Source organism: Devosia sp. FJ2-5-3 (assembly GCF_029201545.1).
Lineage (GTDB): Bacteria > Pseudomonadota > Alphaproteobacteria > Rhizobiales > Devosiaceae > Devosia.
The window spans coordinates 1,131,572-1,148,098 of the sequence record NZ_CP104007.1; the positions used below are offsets into that span (position 1 = coordinate 1,131,572).

Consider the following 16,527-nt stretch of genomic DNA (forward strand, 5'->3'; position numbering starts at 1 on the left):
CAGATCGGATGAAGAAGGAAACCTCTGTGAACCAGCAACGCATGCGGACGCTGGCAGGGCGTGCAGATGACGGGCTTGGTGTCAATTCCGACATCGGCTCAAGGCTGCGTGCCCTCTATGGCGCTATCCAGGACGAAGGCGTGCCAGACCAGCTGCTCGACCTGCTGGAGAAGCTCGATAATGCCGAGCAGGCTCAAAGCTCCAAGCTTCCTGCTCAGGAAGGGGAATAGTCGGATGGCGACTGAACAGACGTCATTCAAGCGCGAAATGCTAGCAACTCTGCCAAGCTTGCGCGCATTTGCCGTTTCACTTACCGGCAAGCACGACAAGGCAGATGATCTGGTGCAAGACACCGTTATGAAAGCCTGGGCTAAGCAGACCAGCTTCGAAATGGGCACCAATATCAAGGCCTGGCTCTTCACCATCCTTCGCAATGAATTTTACAGCCAGATGCGCAAGCGTGGTCGCGAGATTCAGGACAGCGATGGTGCGTTCACCGAACGCCTTTCGGTTCATCCGTCCCAATATGGATCGATGGACATGGAAGATTTCAAAAAGGCGCTGTCGCAACTCCCGGACGATCAGCGCGAAGCAATCATCCTGATCGGGGCTTCGGGATTCTCCTACGAAGAGGCTGCCGATATCTGCGATTGCGCGGTCGGCACCATGAAGAGCCGCGTCAGCCGGGCGCGGTCGCGTCTCCAAGACATGCTCAAGGTCAGTGGAGAATCCGACTACGGTCCGGATGCGGTCTCTGCTCAGGTTACCACCACAAACCACTCTTTCTAACCGGCGCAGCGGCCGGGAATGCGAATACGAAGCCTCGGCGTGTGCGCCGAGGCTTTAAGCATGCCTGCTGATTGATTCCGAGGGCTGGATAATATCGTGTAGGAGCGCAGCGTTGTGCTGCCTTGCCCGTGCCCTTGTTGCGGCCAAGTGGCCGGTGCGAATAGAAAAATGTCGGGAGGTCGATATATGACCGGCCTCATTGCTGCCATTGCCGCAGGGCATTAGCATTGGGCACCGGCATGGCTTGCCTCACTTTCGTGGGAAGCAGAGGGCTTGGGTGGGCACGGTGAACGAAAAGTCGGCGGAAATAGCCATTCCGAAATGGGGGCGCATCAGTCTACGACGCCTGGCCGTCTGGGTTTCGCTGGCGCTCGTCATTCTGGCCGGCCTCATTTCCCTGGTCCTCATTCAGGGGATCAGTCAGCAGCTCACCGATATCACCCGGACCTATGCCGTTCGCCAGCAGGCGAGCGAATTGATCATCGCGCTGGGGGAAGCCGAGGCCAATCAACGCGGCTATTTGCTGACCCGTGATCGCTTGTTTCTCGAGCCTTATGATGCAGCGGTGGGCAGCATCGAGGCGCAGGTCGAGGCGCTGCTCGAGATGACAGCGGACGATCCCGCTCAGACCCGACGCGTCGATGGCATCATCGGCGATATCCAGGGCAAATTGGTCGAAATGGCGCGGGCGGTTGAGCTGGTCTCCCTCCAGCGTGACGCCGAGGCCCAAAGCCTCACCGAAACCGGCCGGGGTGCGCGCTTAATGATGGAGGTGCGAGATACCCTCAATACCTTCATCGGCGAAGAAAACCAGAAGCTGGCCGAGCGGAACGCCAATATCGACCGCAGCCGCATCTTTCTTGCTGCCGTTCTGATTGCGGCTCTCTGTGCCGCGGCCATATTGGCTTATGCCCTTCTGAGCCGTACGCAGCGGCAGGTCAGCGCACTGGCCCAGAGGCATCGTGGCCTTGTGACGCAAAACGAAGCCCTCGAAGCAGAAGTCGCCGAGCGAACGCGGGCCATCGAGGAGGCGAGGGCGCACGCCGAGCGCGAGCGCCATCGCGTCGAGGCATTGTTGCAGGACGCCAATCACCGAATTGGCAATTCTCTGGCGACGGTTTCGTCGCTCCTGGCCCTTCAATTGATGCGCACCCGATCGGAGGAAGTGAAGGATGCGCTGGAAGCCGCACGATTGCGGGTTCATGCCGTGGCGTCCGCCCATCGCAGGTTGCGTCTGGGCGATGATCTCGAATCCACTGCCGCCAATGAGTTTCTCAACTCGGTGTTAGAAGACATCATGAACACCCAGACGATGTCTGGGCACATAGAGGTCAAATCCGAAATCGAGGACATCGAGGTGGGTGCCCGTGATGCCACGACAATTGGCATACTGGTGAGCGAACTTGTGACGAATGCTCTCAAGCATGCCTTCCCGGATGGCAAGAGCGGCACGATCGTCGTTGCCCTGGCGCGGGTCGACGAGGTGCCGACCCTCTCCATTTCGGATAACGGTGTTGGCCTGCCTCCGGATGCGGGCGAGGGCGGGATGGGGTCGGTGATCATCCAGCAATTGTCGGGGCAATTTGGCGGCAAGCCGGTCTTTTCGACGACGTCAGGTGGGGGGCTGACCATCACCATTCCCCTTCCTCATCTCAACCGGCCCATGGCCGCTCAACACGAGGCCGAATAGTGCGGATAGCTGCCATCCTGAACCGCGATGGCGGTACGTTGCGCACATTGGACTTGGGATCGCTGGCCAGCCGTGGGGCAGAGATTTTTGCGGCCAGCGGGCATGAACTCGAGGTTCATATCGTTGGCGGTCAGGAGGTCGAGGCCGCTTTGCGCGCCGCCGCCGAAAATCCCCAGGTGGACGCCACCCTGGCCGGCGGTGGGGACGGTACGATTTCTTCGGCCGCCGCCATATCCTTCCAAAGCGGCAAGCCGCTGGCCGTGCTGCCGGCTGGTACGATGAACCTCTTCGCGCGTGCCCTGCACCTGCCGCTGGATTTGGAAGAGGCGATGGTGGCGATCGCGCAGGGCAGCGTCGACCGTGTCGATATTGCCACCGCCAATGGACGCCCGTTCGTGCATCAGTTCGGGGTGGGGATACACGCCCGTCTGGTTCGGATCCGCGAAGGCATGAGTTACGGGAGCCGCACCGGAAAGATGCTGGCGAGCCTTCGGGCTATCGCTGCCGCGGCTGTCAATCCTCCGCGCTTCGAGGTCGAACTCGAGAGCGGCGGGCAGAAGATCACACGTACCGTCAGCGGCGTGGCGGTTTCAAATAATCCACTCAATAATGGGACGATACCGGTTGCGGAGCGGCTCGATACCGGGCTCCTCGGCGTCTATCTGGCTGGGCCGGTGGGCACGACGGAATTGTTGAACCTTGCCTTCGACGTGCTGAGAGGACGATGGCGCGACAATCCGCAGGTGAGCGAGGTCGAGGTGCGCCGGATCGCCCTCAGCTTCCCGCAGAAAAAGCGGAATGCTTTTGCGGTTATCGATGGCGAATTGGTCAAGCTGGATCGGAGGGTGGAACTGGTGCTCCACAGACGGGCATTGCCCGTGATCCTCCCAAGGAATAACGAGGGCCAGGCGTAAGCCTGACCCTCTTGTGGTTTAGTCCTTGCTGCGCAAGAGCAGGAAGGCGGCGATGGCGGCCGGGATGCCAAAGCGCAAGAGCAGCGGCGACTTGCTGAGCGCCGGCAGGGCGGTCAAGGCAGCCGTCGTGAGGAAGGCACCGGTTTCTCCGGAATGCCGGCGCTGTTCAGCTTCCCTTTTTCGACGTCCCTCGCCGACCCGGGCGCCGAGATATACGGCCAGCGCCAGGAGGATAAATACGCCTGCGAGGATAAGGCTCGCCACCAATGGACTTGTAGCTTCAGCCAGGGCGATGAAGCCTGCGGCGATCAGAAAGCCCAGAGCGGCCAAACCAAACAGGGCGATGAACCCATAGGCGACGGCCGTCGACTTGGCTCGTCGGGCGATGCTCTCGGCCTCAAAGCCAAGCAGCGCCGCGAGCGGCGCGAGCAGGTTCATCCTCAGTGCCGGGTCAGGAGTGCCAGAACGAACCCGATGCCGGCGGCTGCGGCCACTGCGGTGAGGGGCTTTTCCCGGATCGTGTCCTTGAGCTGTTCCTCATATTCCACTGCCTGATCCTGGGCGTCCTCGATCATGTGCTTGCCGCGCCGCTTGAGCTGGCGGAACTCTGCCTGGGCGATGTCCTTGACTTCCCCGGCCTTTTCCTCAGTGAGCTTGCGCAAGGTCTCGGTGATCGCCTTGAGGTCGTCCTGCAATTGCGAGACCTGGGCTTCGAGCTCCTGCTCGCGGTTCTTTTCCTGGAGGGCCCCGGTGGCGCTGGCTGCGGCCTTACGCGCGGCGCTGGTCGGGGTGGAGGCCATTTCGGGCGTATTTGCCATGGAATTCTAGCTCCTGTTTTGCAAACTCACCAACGCCTGAACCGTGGCATGGTTCCGGGCGTGGCAAAGGGGCAGATCGTGAGAAGAGCCCCGATATGCGTGCGCACATCGGGGCCCAGGGCAAGCCGAAAGGGGGGCGACCGTCGGCTCGCAAGGACACGTCGTGCAGGGGTGCCGTGGTGTCCAATCAGTTGGTGACTAAATTCGGCCCATCAGCACCAAGATCAGAATGACGACCAACACCACGCCAAGGATGCCGGACGGGAAGTAGCCGAAGCCGCGCGAATAGCCCCAATTGGGAAGTGCGCCGATCAACAGCAGAATGAGAATGATGATCAGTATGGTGCCAAGTGTCATGAAAACCCTCCAAGTCGTCTGGTTTATTCTGTCTCGCCTGTCGTGACCCGTTAGAGCAGAGCGAGAAGCAGCGCCGTGGCGGCAGTCAGAATAAGCAGGGCCGGTATGAGGGCCCTCGCAATGTCGGCAAACTGGTTTGAGCTGTCATAGACCTCGTTGGACCAGACCATGGTTGAACGGCCTGCGTCTTCGATGGATTTGATTTCAGCGTGTGTCATGTCTGCCTCCAGCCCCTATCGGGGTTTCTGAACCGCATCCGTCTCCGGTTGCATGGCAGAAAAAACGGGGATTGCCGCGTTTGGTTCCATTACTCGCCCGCCGGGCGTTGGAACGAGCGGAGCCAAAATGGACTCCGTGACGTCGATGATAGAATTAGCTCATCGCATCAATGGCTTGGCGCTGGCGTAACATTTCGAGGAAAATGCGATAGTCCCGGTCGAACTGAGATGCTGCCTCTGGCTTGGCAGGGTGGGCAATTCCGCCCTGCTGCATGGCAACGCAGGCCTTGTCGAGGGCGGGGTGCAGTCCGGCCGCACAGGCTGCCACCATGGTCATGCCCAGAAGGGTGGCATCGGGTGTTGCCGGCTCGACGACGGTGCAGCCGGTTGCGTCTGCATAAAGCTCCATGAGCAAAGGATTTTTCGTGTGCCCACCGGTGACATGGAGGGTGTCGATGGCGTAGCCGGAGGCGTTGAGCGTTTCGACGATATGGCGGATGCCCAGGGCGATGCCGACACAGGTGCGCCAGTAAAGCCGGCAGAGGCTGTCGAAGTCGCTGTCCAGCGTCAGGCCCGAAATGACGCCGAGGGCATTGGGGTCGGCAAGGGGGGAACGATTGCCGTGGAAATCGGGCAGGACGTGGAGGCGACGGGCGAGGGCGAGGCCTTCGGTTTCGCGCAGTTCCATGATGCGGGCGCAGATTGCGCGATGTCGTTCGGCGGTGGGTTCGCCGCCGGCGCCGTGCCATTTGACGATGTGATCGAGCAGGGCACCGGAGGCCGACTGGCCGCCTTCGAGCTGCCAGAAGCCATCGAGGATCGTGCCCCAGTGCGGGCCCCAGATGCCGCTAATAGGCTGATTGTGCAGGGACATTGCCATGACGCAACTGGACGTCCCGGCAATGAGCGCGCAGTGGCGGTCCATCTGCTCGGGGTCGGTGGAGAGCGGGCCGAGGACGGCAAGGGCGCCGGCATAGGCGTCGACGACGCCAGCACCAACGCGGCAATTTGTGGTGAGGCCAAGCTCGGCGGCGGCCTCGGCGGTCAGCGGGCCGAGATCGGCGCCGACGGGCGAGGCGTGATCGGGCAGGGCGGCCTTTTCGACCATGTCCTCGAGGCCGACCTGGCTCAGAAAGTCCTGTTTCCAGCCGGTTTGCTCATGGGCGACATAGGTCCATTTGGTGGCGAGGGTGCATTGGGAGCGGGCCAGGGACCCGGTTGCCTTCCAGGAAAGGAAGTCGGCGAGATCAAGCATGATGCCGGCGCGGGCCCAGCTCTGGGGCAAATTGCGCTTGAGCCACATGAGCTTAGGGACTTCCATCTCGGGAGACATGACGCCCCCGATATAGTCGAGGACCTGATGGCCCGTCCGGGTACATTCGGCCGCCTCGGCAATGGCGCGGTGGTCGAGCCAGACTATGGTATCCCAACGATCATCGCCGTCCTTGGAGACGGACAATTGCTGGCCCTCATTGTCGCGGACGACGAGGGAACAGGTGGCGTCAAAGCCAATTCCGAGGATATCGGAAGGGTTTACGCCCGCATTGGCGATGGCCTGGCGAAGGGCGGTGCAGGTGGCGCGCCAGATATCCTCGCTGTCGTGCTCGGCCATGTTGGCCCCGGTGCGGCGCAGGGCGATGGGGTGTTCCGCGCGGCCAAGCATCTGACCGGACTTGGTAAAAATCCCGGCGCGGGCGCTGCCGGTCCCCACGTCCACTCCCGCCAACAGGCTTTCCGACACTTTGGCCCGCCCCTCCCATTCGTTCCGGGGCGGACCTTAGCCCAAGCCTAATGGGTGGGCTAGAGCCGGTCGGCCAGGTATCGCTCCAGGGTCGCTTCGGTGCCTATGGACCAGAGGGTTTCGAGCGCATGGGTGAAGGCGGAGGAGAAGGGGGATAGATTGGCCAATTCGCCATATATATCAGTCATTTGAAGCCAGATATCCGGCTTATCTTTGGCCAATTTGGCCTGGGCGGTCAGGCGATCCCAACTGGGGTCATTGGGCTCGATAGTCGTACCGCTCTCGGTGGTGCCATAGCAGTAGCGGCACCAGAGGGCGGAGACGAGCGCCAGGCCAGTGACCGAAGCGCCCATTTTCACACGGTCCAGCGCCGAGGGGATAATGAATTTCGGCTGGCGGTTGGAGCCGTCGAGAGCCAGGCGGCGAATGGTGTCGCCGATCTTGGGATTGGCAAAGCGCCGTTCGCACAAGGCCCTGTAATCATGAAGATTTGTGTCGGGGACCGGGGGCACGACCGGGATGATTTCGTCGTCCTCGATTTTGCGGAGGAAGGCGGCAATGAGCGGATGCTCCATGGCCTCGTGGACGAAGTGAATGTCCATCAGCCCGGCGGGATAGGCGATGGTGGCGTGGCCGCCATTGAGAATGCGGATCTTCATGTGTTCGTAGGGACTTACATCCTCCACGAACTGCACGCCGACCTTCTCCAAAGCCGGGCGGCCGGCGGGGAAATGGTCTTCCAGAACCCATTGGCGGAAGCTCTCGCAGAAAACCGGCCAATTATCGTCGATGCCGAAGTTCTCGCTGAGCAGATTTCGCTCGCGCTCAGAGGTGGCCGGGGTGATGCGATCGACCATGCCATTGGGGAAGGCGACGTTGTTTCGCACCCAGTCGCCGAGTAGCATTTGGGCTTTATTTGCTAACAGAACGGTAGCATTTCGAGTCACATCGCCGTTGCCGGGGATGTTGTCGCAGCTCATGACCGTGAAGGGAATAATGCCCTTCTCCCGCCGGCGCATTAGCCCGGCGAGGATGAGCCCGAAGACCGTGCGCGGGGCATCGAGATGTTCGGCGTCCCAGACGAGATCCGGGTGATCGACATCGACTTTTTGACTGGCTGGATCGATGTAGTAACCGCCCTCGGTGATGGTGAGGGAAACGATGCGGGTGGCCGGATCGGCGAGGCGGGCGATGATGGCCTCGGTGTCGCCGGGGCGGAGATAATCGATCATGGCGCCGGTGATGCGGGCGGAGCTGGTGTCCGCTTCCTGTTCCACCACTGTGGTGAGCCAATCCTGCGCCTCGAGTTTTTGGCGCATGGCCTCGTCGGCATCGCGAACCCCGGCGCCGATGATGGCCCAGTCATGGTCTTCGCCGAGGGCGAAGAGATCATCGAGATAGACGGCTTGGTGGGCGCGGTGGAAATTGCCCACGCCGAAATGGACGATGCCGGGGGTGAGGGTTGTCCGGTCGTAGGCCGGGGTGGCGGCCGTGGTGATGGCGGGCAGGGTGGCGGCGGAGAGTTTTGTGGTCATGGCAGGATGGGCCCGGGAACGGCAGTCGCGAGAATGGCTGATTTTTTGCGAAGAAGACCGAGGCTCCCGCTTTCGCGGCAATGACCCTGTGGCTGCCCTTGCACGGGGCTGCCCTCGGGCTTGACCCGAGGGCCCTTATCCGCGTGCAATTTGTCGGAGACGGGCTGGCAGAGTGGCCCTCGGGTCAAGCCCGAGGAAAGCCGGGGGCTCAGCCGCGTCTTGCGAGCAAGCCCTGCCTCCAACAAGCAAAACTGTGCCTGAGATGCGGGGAGCGGATGCTGTGTCCCGATCGTCATGGACTAGGCCGCCTGCCCATTGGCGTCGAATTTGTAGATGCGGTTGGGGTCGGGGGTGAGGGCGATGCGGTCGCCGTGGGCGAAGGTCTGGTCGCCGTCGGTGCGGATGGTCATGAGCCCGAGGCCATCGACATTGACGTGGAGGAAGGTGTCGGAGCCGAGCTGTTCGGATACGGCCACCGTGCCCTGCCAGAGCCCGGCGCCTTGGGTCGTGGAGATGGTGAAGTGTTCGGGGCGGACGCCGATGGAATGGGCACTGTGCTTGGCCGCCTCGGGACCATCGACGAAATTCATCTTCGGGCTGCCGATGAAGCCGGCGACGAAGCGGTTGGCGGGGCGCTTGTAGAGTTCCAGCGGGGAGCCGAACTGTTCGACATTGCCGGCATTGAGCACGACGATGCGGTCGGCCATGGTCATGGCTTCGACCTGATCATGGGTAACGTAGATCATCGTGGTTTTGAGCTGCTGGTGCAGCTCGGTGATCTCGAGCCGCATGTTGACGCGCAGCGCCGCGTCGAGATTGGAGAGCGGTTCGTCGAAAAGGAATGCCTTGGGCTCGCGCACGATGGCGCGGCCGATGGCGACGCGCTGGCGCTGGCCGCCGGAGAGGGCGCGGGGACGGCGATCGAGATAGGAGCCTAGATTGAGAGTCTTGGCGGCGTATTCAACCTTTCGGTCGATCTCGGCCTGGGGAAGCTTGGCCATTTTGAGCGGGAAGGCGATGTTGTCGCGCACGCTCATATGGGGGTAGAGCGCGTAGGACTGGAACACCATGGCGAGGCCGCGTCGGGCAGGGGGCGCGTCGGTCATGTCCTGCCCGTCGAGCAGGATGCGACCGGAAGTGGTGTCTTCGAGCCCGGCGATGAGACGGAGCAGGGTGGACTTGCCGCAACCGGAGGGCCCGACAAAGACGACGAATTCCCCGTCGTTTATGGCCAGCGAGATATCCGGGATGACCTGGACTTCGCCGAAGGACTTGTTGACGTGTTCGAGGGTTATGGAGCCCATTTTTTACAGTCCTCCGGTGGAAGTTTGCAGGTGGGGAGCAGGGTGAAGAGACCCCCACCTAGCGTCCCCCTGGCAGGGGGAGGGATTGATCGCGTTTGGGGCGAGGTTTGAGAGCCACCGGGCCCCTCCTCCCCCTCCCAGGGGGAGGTTGGGTGGGGGTGCGAGAGCCTCCCTATGGTGGCTCTCATCCCCCCACCCTTGATCCCTCCCCGCGAGGGGGAGGGAGACGACTGAGACATCGCGCCGCATCATTTCACCGCCCCGAAAGTCAGGCCGCGGACGAGTTGTTTTTGGCTGAACCAGCCGAGCAGCAGGATGGGGGCGATGGCGAGGAGGGAGGCGGCGGAGAGCTTGGCGAGGAAGAGGCCCTGGGGCGAGCTGAACGAGGAGATGAAGGCGGTCAGCGTGCCGGAGCGCCCCGAGGTGAGGGTGATGGTCCAGAAGGCTTCGTTCCAGGCGAGGATGACGTTCAAGAGGAGCGTCGAGGCAATGCCGGGGACGGCCATGGGCACGAGGACATGGACGATCTCGTTCCAGAGCTCGGCGCCGTCCATGCGGGCGGCTTCGAGGATGTCGACCGGGATTTCCTTGAAATAGGTGTAGAGCATCCAGATGATGATCGGCAGATTGATCAGCGTCATGATGATGGTCAGGCCGTGCAGCGTGTCGAGCAGGCGCAGGTCGCGGAAGATCAGGTAGATCGGGATCAGCACGCCGACCGCGGGCATCATCTTGGTGGAGAGCATCCACATCAGGATGTCCTTGGTGCGTTTGGTCGGGGCAAAGGCCATGGACCAGGCAGCAGGGATGGCGATGATGAGGCCGATCAGGGTCGAGCCGACCGAGACAATGATCGAATTGGTGGCGTGCTTGATATAGTCCGAGCGCGCCTGGACGGCGGCGAAATTCTCGAGCGTAAAAGTTTCCGGCAGGAAGGTCGGTGGCGAGGCAATGGCCTCAGCCTCGGTCTTGAAGGCGGTGACAAGGGTCCAGAGGATTGGCGAGAACAGCAGCAGGGCGACGGCCCAGGCGAGCAGGGTGAAGCCGATGCGGGTGCTGGTGGGGACGCGGCGGGCCATTCAGTGTGCCTCCGTCAAGTTGAGCGTGAGGAAAGAACCCCCACCCTTGATCCCTCCCCACAAGGGGGAGGGAGACGACTGCGCCACATGTGCGCACGATATCAAAGCCAGCACCGGGCAAGCTTCCCTCCCCCTGGTGGGGAGGGAATGAGGGTGGGGGGCTGTCGCAGGCTCAAGCATCGAGGTTCTTCCCCACGGCGCGCATCAGGAAGATGGCGACGATGTTGGCGATGATGACGGCGACGACGCCGCCGGCGGAGCCGGCTCCGATGTCATTGGAAAGAATGCCGGTGCGGAAGACGAGGAAGGCGATGTTGGTGGAGGCATAGCCCGGGCCGCCGCCAGTGGTGACGCGGATCTCGGCGAAAATGCCGAGGAGGAAGATGGTCTGGATCAGAATGACGATGGTGATCGCCCGCGCCATATGCGGCAGGATGATGTAGCGGAAGCGGTTGATCGCGTTGGCGCCATCCATTTCGGAGGCTTCGCGCTGTTCTTCGGAGAGCGATTGCAGGGCGGTGAGCAGGATCAGCGTCGCAAAGGGCAGCCATTGCCAGGCGACGATGACGATGACGGAAAAGAGTGGGTACTGGTTGAACCAGTCGACCGGCTGGAGGCCGAAGAATTTCCAGAGATGGCCGAGCATGCCGTAGCCGGGATGCATGAAGCCGTTTTTCCAGATCAGCGCGGCGACGGGCGGCATGACGAAGAAGGGCGAGATGACGAGAATGCGCAAAATGCCCTGGCCCCAGATCGGCTGATCGAGGAGGAGGGCGAGGAGCGTGCCGCCGACAATGGTGATGAGGAGGACGCCACCGACGAGGATGAGGGTGTTGACCAGGGCCTGGGTGAAGCTGGGGTCGCCGATGACATAGGCGTAGTTCGCCCAGCCGGCAAAGCCGGTCATCATCGGGTTGATGAGGCTGTAGTTCTGGAAGGAGAACCACACGGTCATTACCAGTGGCACGATCATCCAGATAAAGAGCACGAAGACAGCCGGGGCCATCATCGTGCGGGCAAGGGTGCGGGTCTGTCTGGTGGCCATTTCCTACGCTTTCCCTCGAGAAGGAAGCCCCTCACCCTAACCCTCTCCCCGGAGGGGCGAGGGGATTGGATCGAGTGCTGGACGCAATGTGTTCCCAATCACGAAACTGGTCCCCTCTCCCCTGAGGGGAGAGGGCTAGGGTGAGGGGTATACGTCTCGGCTTGAGCCGAAAGGCTTGACCCCTCACCCGTCGCTGCGCGCCGACCTCTCCCCTCAGGGGAGAGGTGAAGAGGGAGGCTCTATTTGATGTAGCCGGCGCGGGTCATGTCGCGGCGGGTGGCTTCCTGGGCCTGGGCGAGGGCGTCGTCGGCGGACATCTGGCCGGCGAGGGCCGCCGAGAAGAGTTGGCCCACATTGGTGGCGATGCCGGCGAACTCGGGGATGGCGACGAACTGGACGCCGGTATAGGGCACGGGATCAACGGTGGGTTCGGACGGATTGGCCGAATTGATCGAGGCCAGGGTCATGGCGGCGAAGGGCGCGGCTGCCTGGTATTCGGGGTTTTCGTAGAGCGAGGTGCGGGTGCCCGGAGGCACGTTGGCCCAGCCTTCCTTTTCAGCGACGAGGGCGAGGTAGTCCTTGGACGTGGCCCAATTGATGAATTTCTCGGCCGCTTCCGCGTTCTGCGAGGAGGCGGGGATGGCGAGGGACCAGGCCCAGAGCCAGTTGCCGCGCTTGCCGAGGCCGGTATCGGGCGCCTGGGCGAAGCCGACCTTGTCGGCGACGGTGGAGTCGTTGGGATTGGTGACGAAGGAGGCAGCGACGGTGGCGTCGATCCACATGCCGCACTTGCCCTGCTGGAAGAGGGTCAGGTTTTCATTAAAGCCATTGGACGAGGCGCCGGAGGGACCGGCATCGGCCATGAGCGAGAGATAAGTATCGAGCGTATTCTTCCAGGCGGGCTGATCGAACTGGGGCTGCCAGTTTTCATCGAACCAGCGGGCGCCGAAGGAATTGGACATGGCGGTGAGGAAGGCCATGTTCTCTCCCCAGCCGGCCTTGCCGCGCAGGCAGATGCCGTTGATGTCATTGGCGCGATCGGTCATGGCGCGGGCGGCCTCGCCGATGAATTCCCAGGTTGGGGCATCCGGCATGGTGAGCCCGGCTTTTTCCATCAGATCGGTGCGATACATGATGAAGGAGCTCTCGCCGTAGAAGGGTGCGGCATAGAGCTTGCCGTCGACCGAGAGGCCCGCGCGGATGGCCGGGAGCAGATCGTCGACATCGTAATTGGCGTCGGCGGAGAGCGCGTCGAGGGGTTTCAGCCAATTCTGCTTGGCCCAGATCGGCGCTTCATAGGTGCCGATGGTCATGATGTCGTATTGGCCGCCATTGGTGGCGATGTCGGTGGTGACGTTCTGGCGAAGGGTGTTTTCCTCGAGCACGACCCAATTGAGCTCGATGCCGGTTTCCTCGGTGAAGGCCGGGGACAGGTTCTGCATGCGGATCATGTCGCCATTGTTGACGGTGGCGATGGTGAGCGTCTGCGCCGAGGCCGTGCCGACCAGCGCAAGAGTGATCGCGCCCACGAAAAGGGGTGTCAGTTTCATGAAGTCCTCCCAAGACGAAGCGAGTTTTTGCTCCTGTCTTGGGCAAATGTTCATCACTTGGGCAAAAGTGTCAAGCCGGAGCAAATGCCCAGATAGAAAAATCAGGCGAGGAGGAGGGCGGCGGTGTCCTCGTCGGTGATGAGACCGTTGATCAGGCGGCTGGTGAGGGCGGCGCGGATGGCGGCGGCCTTGCGCCGGCCCATGGCGAGCGCGATGACACGGCCGTTTTCGCGGGGCGGGATGGGGGCGGAGGCGACTCGGGCATTGGTGGGCCCGTCGATCAGCCGGCCTTCGGCGTCGTAGACCCAGCCGCAGATTTCCCCGACAGCGCCGGAGCGGGCGAGCTCGACTTGTTCGTCGCTTGTGATGAAACCGTCGAGGAGAAGGGGGGCGTCATCATCGAGGTGGCCGACGCCGACAAAAGTCGTGCTGGCGCGGGCGGCGAGATCGAGCGTGGCCGCGATCATCGGCTGGGCGTGCAGCAGTTCGCGCTCGCTGGCCGAGGAGGCAAAGACCGGCAGGGGCATGGGGAAAGAGCGGGCCTTGACCGTGTCGGCGACGTTGAAAATGACGTTGTAGAAGGCGGCGGAGCCGTCCGGGGCGATGTTGCCGGTGAGGGAAACGACCTTGTGGTGCGGGCATTCCATGGGCTGGAGTTGTTCGATGGCGGCCTTGAGCGTGCGGCCGGTGCCGATGGCGATAATGGTCGGCTCGATGGCCTTGAGGCAGCGCTCGATCTCGGTGGCGCCGGCTTCGGCGAGGCCCAGGGTGGAGGAGGTCGAAGCGGGATCGGAGGGCACGACCTCGCTGAGGTCGAGGCCATAGCGATGGCGCAGGCGCTCGGCAAAATCCATGCAGCGGCCGATGGGGTGATCGAGCCGGACTTTTACGAGGCCCTCGCTGACGGAAAGCGAGACGAGGCGCTGCGCCGACTGGCGCGAAATGCCCATCTTGGTGGCGATCTCTTCCTGCGTATTGCCGGCGACATAGTAGAGCCAGCCGGCGCGGGCGGCGTCGTCGAGGCGGCTCGTGGTGTTTTCCTGTCGGGCTGGCATCATCTGGTCCGGTTAATCGGCGGGATTATTCGGACATGACGAGGTTGATCGCAAGGTCTTTGCGGTCAGTCTTTTTCGTCGGGCGAGACGCCGCGGGATAGGGCGGTGCGAATATCGCGCTCGGTATCCCGAAGGTGGAGACGCATGGCCTCGCCGGCAGCGCGCGCGTTTCCGGCACGGATGGCGTCCAGAATGCGCTGGTGTGCGGTGATCGTGTCCTGTGGGGTGTGGCCACGATAGGTGTGGCCGCGGTGGCTGATGAGAAAACCCTCGCGCAGGGGCGTGGCCATGGCCTCGAAAAGATAGCTCAGCACGCGATTGCCGCTCGCCAGGGCGACGGCCTCGTGGAAGCCGAAATCGGAAGCGTGGAACCGCTGCTCGGCCTCGATATCGGCAAAATTCCCGTCCTCGCCGATGGATTTGCACATCCCTTCGAGGGCGTTTTCGACGGCGATGATGCCGGCGCGATTGGCGCGCTTGGCAGCCTGGGTGGCCGATTGCACTTCGAGCGAGAGTCGGACCTCCACCAGATCGAACAGACCCTTGGGATCATAGCGAATGATCGAACTCAGGAAGTCGGAGAAGGCGGAGCCGTCGGGTTCGCGCACGACGGCGCGGCGACCACGCGCCAATTCGAGCAGGCGCCGACCCTCGAGCAGCTTTACCGCCTCCCGAATGGTCAGGCGACTGACGGCGTAGCGTTCGGCCAGTTCGGCTTCGCTCGGCATGTTCTGGCCGGGGCTGAGTTCAGACAATATCCAGCGTGCGAGATCGTCCGCCACAGTGCTTGCCGCGCTGGTATCGGAGCGCGATCCGCCAATGATGCTCACGCAGTTTCTCCCAAAGATATCAGATATGTTTGCCGATTTTCGAGTGTGGAACCACGCCGTGACGTTTGCAATATGACGCTTCGCCGTCATCGTAGACACAGATTTTGACGGTCGCAACCGCGGAAATGCTGGCTTTCTTTGTAGCCAAAATTAATTCGATCATCGAAAAAATGTGCACATGAAGATCGAGCGTCTTTACAGCCCTATCTGATTATCATACTTATGTCGCATGGCTTGGGAGAGCCCTGGCGCGAGAGGGCGCCCGTGGGAGGAAATGATGCAGATCAGGGTGACGCTCGGGTGTGATGCCCGGCAAGAGCCGGCTGCCGTTCGTTCTGCGGCAGGTGCGTTTTCCGCAGGTTCAGCAAGCTATCCGGCCGGACGGGGAAGGGCCCCGCACACTGAACACATCAATCGCTAAGAATCGAAAAGGGAGTCGAGACGTGAAGGTTATGAAATCTCTGGTGACGCTGATCGCAGCTGGCGCAATGGCCGCGACCGCATTCTCCGGCGCCTTTGCGCAGGACAAGGGTTCCGTGGGCATCGCCATGCCGACCCAGTCGTCGCTGCGCTGGATCTCGGACGGTAACGAGCTCAAGTCCGCGCTGGAAGGCATGGGCTATACGGTCGACCTGCAGTATGCGGAAGACGATATCCCCAACCAGCTCGCACAGATCGAAAACATGGTGACCAAGGGCGTCGATGCCCTCGTGATCGCCTCGATCGATGGCACCACGCTCTCGGCCGTGCTGCAGCAGGCTGCAGACCAGGGCGTCAAGGTCGTTGCCTATGACCGCCTGATCCGCGAGAGCGGCAATGTGGACTACTACACCACCTTCGACAATTTCGAGGTTGGTGTGCTGCAGGCCAACAGCCTGGTGAAGGGTCTCAACGAGCGCTTCCCCGATGACAAGCCGTGGAACGTCGAACTGTTCGGCGGCTCGCCCGACGACAACAACGCCTTCTTCTTCTATGATGGCGCGATGGCTGTGCTGCAGCCGCTGATCGACAGTGGCGACGTCGTCGTCAAGTCCGGCCAGATGGGCATGGACGTGGTCGGCACGCTGCGTTGGGACGGTGCGGTTGCACAGGCGCGCATGGACAACATCCTGTCGGCCAATTACTCGGACGGCAGCCGCGTGCATGGCGTGCTGGCTCCTTATGACGGTCTGTCGCGCGGTATCATCTCCTCGCTGCGCGGCGTGGGCTATGGCTCGGGCGACCTCGCCTGGCCGATCATCACCGGCCAGGACGCCGAAGTGCCGTCGGTCAAGGCGATCATTGCCGGTGAACAGTATTCGACCGTGTTCAAGGACACGCGCGAGCTGGCCCAGTACACCGCCCAGCTGCTCGACACCGTCCTGTCCGGCCAGGAGCCGAGCGGCCTCGACACCACCACCTATGACAATGGCGTCAAGGTCGTGCCGTCGATTCTCCTGACCCCCTATGAGGTCGACGCGACCAATTACGAACAGCGCGTCATCGCATCGGGCTACATCAAGGCCGAAGAACTGCAGTAATCTGCAGGCATTGGAAGGCCCCGCCTCGAGCGGGGCCTTTTCCGGTTCGAGATCCGCCAGGAACGGGCATTGCCGTTCGTCG

Annotated in this window: 17 protein-coding genes; 5 read left to right on the forward strand and 12 right to left on the reverse strand. The window is 62.2% G+C overall.

Annotated elements, in window-relative coordinates:
* Positions 1–26: 26 nt before the first annotated feature.
* The 4 genes from N0P34_RS05410 to N0P34_RS05425 all read left to right on the forward strand — a co-directional run bounded on the left by N0P34_RS05410 (position 27) and on the right by N0P34_RS05425 (position 3,393).
* A complete protein-coding gene (locus N0P34_RS05410) occupies positions 27–230 on the forward strand; it encodes a NepR family anti-sigma factor (protein WP_345774451.1) in 204 nt (67 codons plus the stop codon).
* A gap of 4 nt (positions 231–234) precedes the next feature.
* A complete protein-coding gene (locus N0P34_RS05415) occupies positions 235–789 on the forward strand; it encodes an RNA polymerase sigma factor (protein ID WP_275605994.1) in 555 nt (184 codons plus the stop codon).
* A 286-nt stretch (positions 790–1,075) separates the two neighbouring features.
* Positions 1,076–2,479: a CHASE3 domain-containing protein gene (locus N0P34_RS05420; RefSeq protein WP_275605995.1), complete on the forward strand. Its 1,404-nt coding sequence runs from the start codon at positions 1,076–1,078 to the stop codon at positions 2,477–2,479.
* Positions 2,479–3,393 carry a diacylglycerol kinase family protein gene (locus tag N0P34_RS05425; RefSeq protein WP_275605996.1) on the forward strand — a complete coding sequence of 305 codons (915 nt, stop codon included), beginning with the start codon at positions 2,479–2,481 and terminating at the stop codon, positions 3,391–3,393. Before N0P34_RS05420 ends, N0P34_RS05425 begins: the two co-directional genes overlap by 1 nt.
* An 18-nt stretch (positions 3,394–3,411) precedes the next feature.
* Here the strand turns inward: N0P34_RS05425 and N0P34_RS05430 are convergent, their stop codons facing one another.
* From N0P34_RS05430 to N0P34_RS05485, 12 genes are all read right to left on the reverse strand, one after another.
* Entirely contained in the window at positions 3,412–3,831 is a 420-nt protein-coding gene (locus N0P34_RS05430; protein WP_275605997.1) for a hypothetical protein, read from the reverse strand.
* A gap of 2 nt (positions 3,832–3,833) precedes the next feature.
* A complete protein-coding gene (locus tag N0P34_RS05435) occupies positions 3,834–4,211 on the reverse strand; it encodes a DNA gyrase subunit B (RefSeq protein WP_275605998.1) in 378 nt (125 codons plus the stop codon).
* Between the two features lie 198 nt (positions 4,212–4,409).
* Positions 4,410–4,568 carry a DUF3309 family protein gene (locus N0P34_RS05440; protein WP_082092705.1) on the reverse strand — a complete coding sequence of 53 codons (159 nt, stop codon included), beginning with the start codon at positions 4,566–4,568 and terminating at the stop codon, positions 4,410–4,412.
* Between the two features lie 50 nt (positions 4,569–4,618).
* Positions 4,619–4,786, reverse strand: coding sequence for a hypothetical protein (locus N0P34_RS05445; protein WP_275605999.1), 168 nt, complete (start codon positions 4,784–4,786; stop codon positions 4,619–4,621).
* Positions 4,787–4,940: 154 nt separating this feature from the next.
* Positions 4,941–6,527 carry an FGGY-family carbohydrate kinase gene (locus N0P34_RS05450; RefSeq protein WP_275606000.1) on the reverse strand — a complete coding sequence of 529 codons (1,587 nt, stop codon included), beginning with the start codon at positions 6,525–6,527 and terminating at the stop codon, positions 4,941–4,943.
* A gap of 59 nt (positions 6,528–6,586) precedes the next feature.
* Positions 6,587–8,062 carry a mannitol dehydrogenase family protein gene (locus N0P34_RS05455; RefSeq protein ID WP_275606001.1) on the reverse strand — a complete coding sequence of 492 codons (1,476 nt, stop codon included), beginning with the start codon at positions 8,060–8,062 and terminating at the stop codon, positions 6,587–6,589.
* A gap of 299 nt (positions 8,063–8,361) precedes the next feature.
* Positions 8,362–9,366 (reverse strand): ABC transporter ATP-binding protein, encoded by a 1,005-nt coding sequence (locus N0P34_RS05460; RefSeq protein WP_275606002.1) that lies wholly within the window; start codon positions 9,364–9,366, stop codon positions 8,362–8,364.
* A 248-nt stretch (positions 9,367–9,614) separates the two neighbouring features.
* Entirely contained in the window at positions 9,615–10,445 is an 831-nt protein-coding gene (locus N0P34_RS05465) for a carbohydrate ABC transporter permease (protein WP_275606003.1), read from the reverse strand.
* Between the two features lie 172 nt (positions 10,446–10,617).
* Positions 10,618–11,490: a sugar ABC transporter permease gene (locus N0P34_RS05470; protein WP_275606004.1), complete on the reverse strand. Its 873-nt coding sequence runs from the start codon at positions 11,488–11,490 to the stop codon at positions 10,618–10,620.
* 239 nt (positions 11,491–11,729) lie between these two features.
* On the reverse strand, positions 11,730–13,040 hold the full coding sequence (locus N0P34_RS05475; protein ID WP_275606005.1) for a sugar ABC transporter substrate-binding protein: 1,311 nt from the start codon (positions 13,038–13,040) through the stop codon (positions 11,730–11,732).
* A 101-nt stretch (positions 13,041–13,141) separates the two neighbouring features.
* A complete protein-coding gene (locus tag N0P34_RS05480) occupies positions 13,142–14,095 on the reverse strand; it encodes a sugar-binding transcriptional regulator (RefSeq protein ID WP_275606006.1) in 954 nt (317 codons plus the stop codon).
* A gap of 65 nt (positions 14,096–14,160) precedes the next feature.
* The gene (locus tag N0P34_RS05485; RefSeq protein WP_275606007.1) at positions 14,161–14,925 is read right to left on the reverse strand and encodes an FCD domain-containing protein; all 765 of its coding nucleotides are present in this window, start codon (positions 14,923–14,925) and stop codon (positions 14,161–14,163) included.
* Positions 14,926–15,377: 452 nt separating this feature from the next.
* On the opposite strand from N0P34_RS05485, the gene chvE reads away from it, so the two are divergent.
* Positions 15,378–16,445, forward strand: a complete 1,068-nt coding sequence (gene chvE / locus N0P34_RS05490; protein WP_275606929.1) for a multiple monosaccharide ABC transporter substrate-binding protein — start codon at positions 15,378–15,380, stop codon at positions 16,443–16,445.
* Positions 16,446–16,527: the final 82 nt, after the last annotated feature.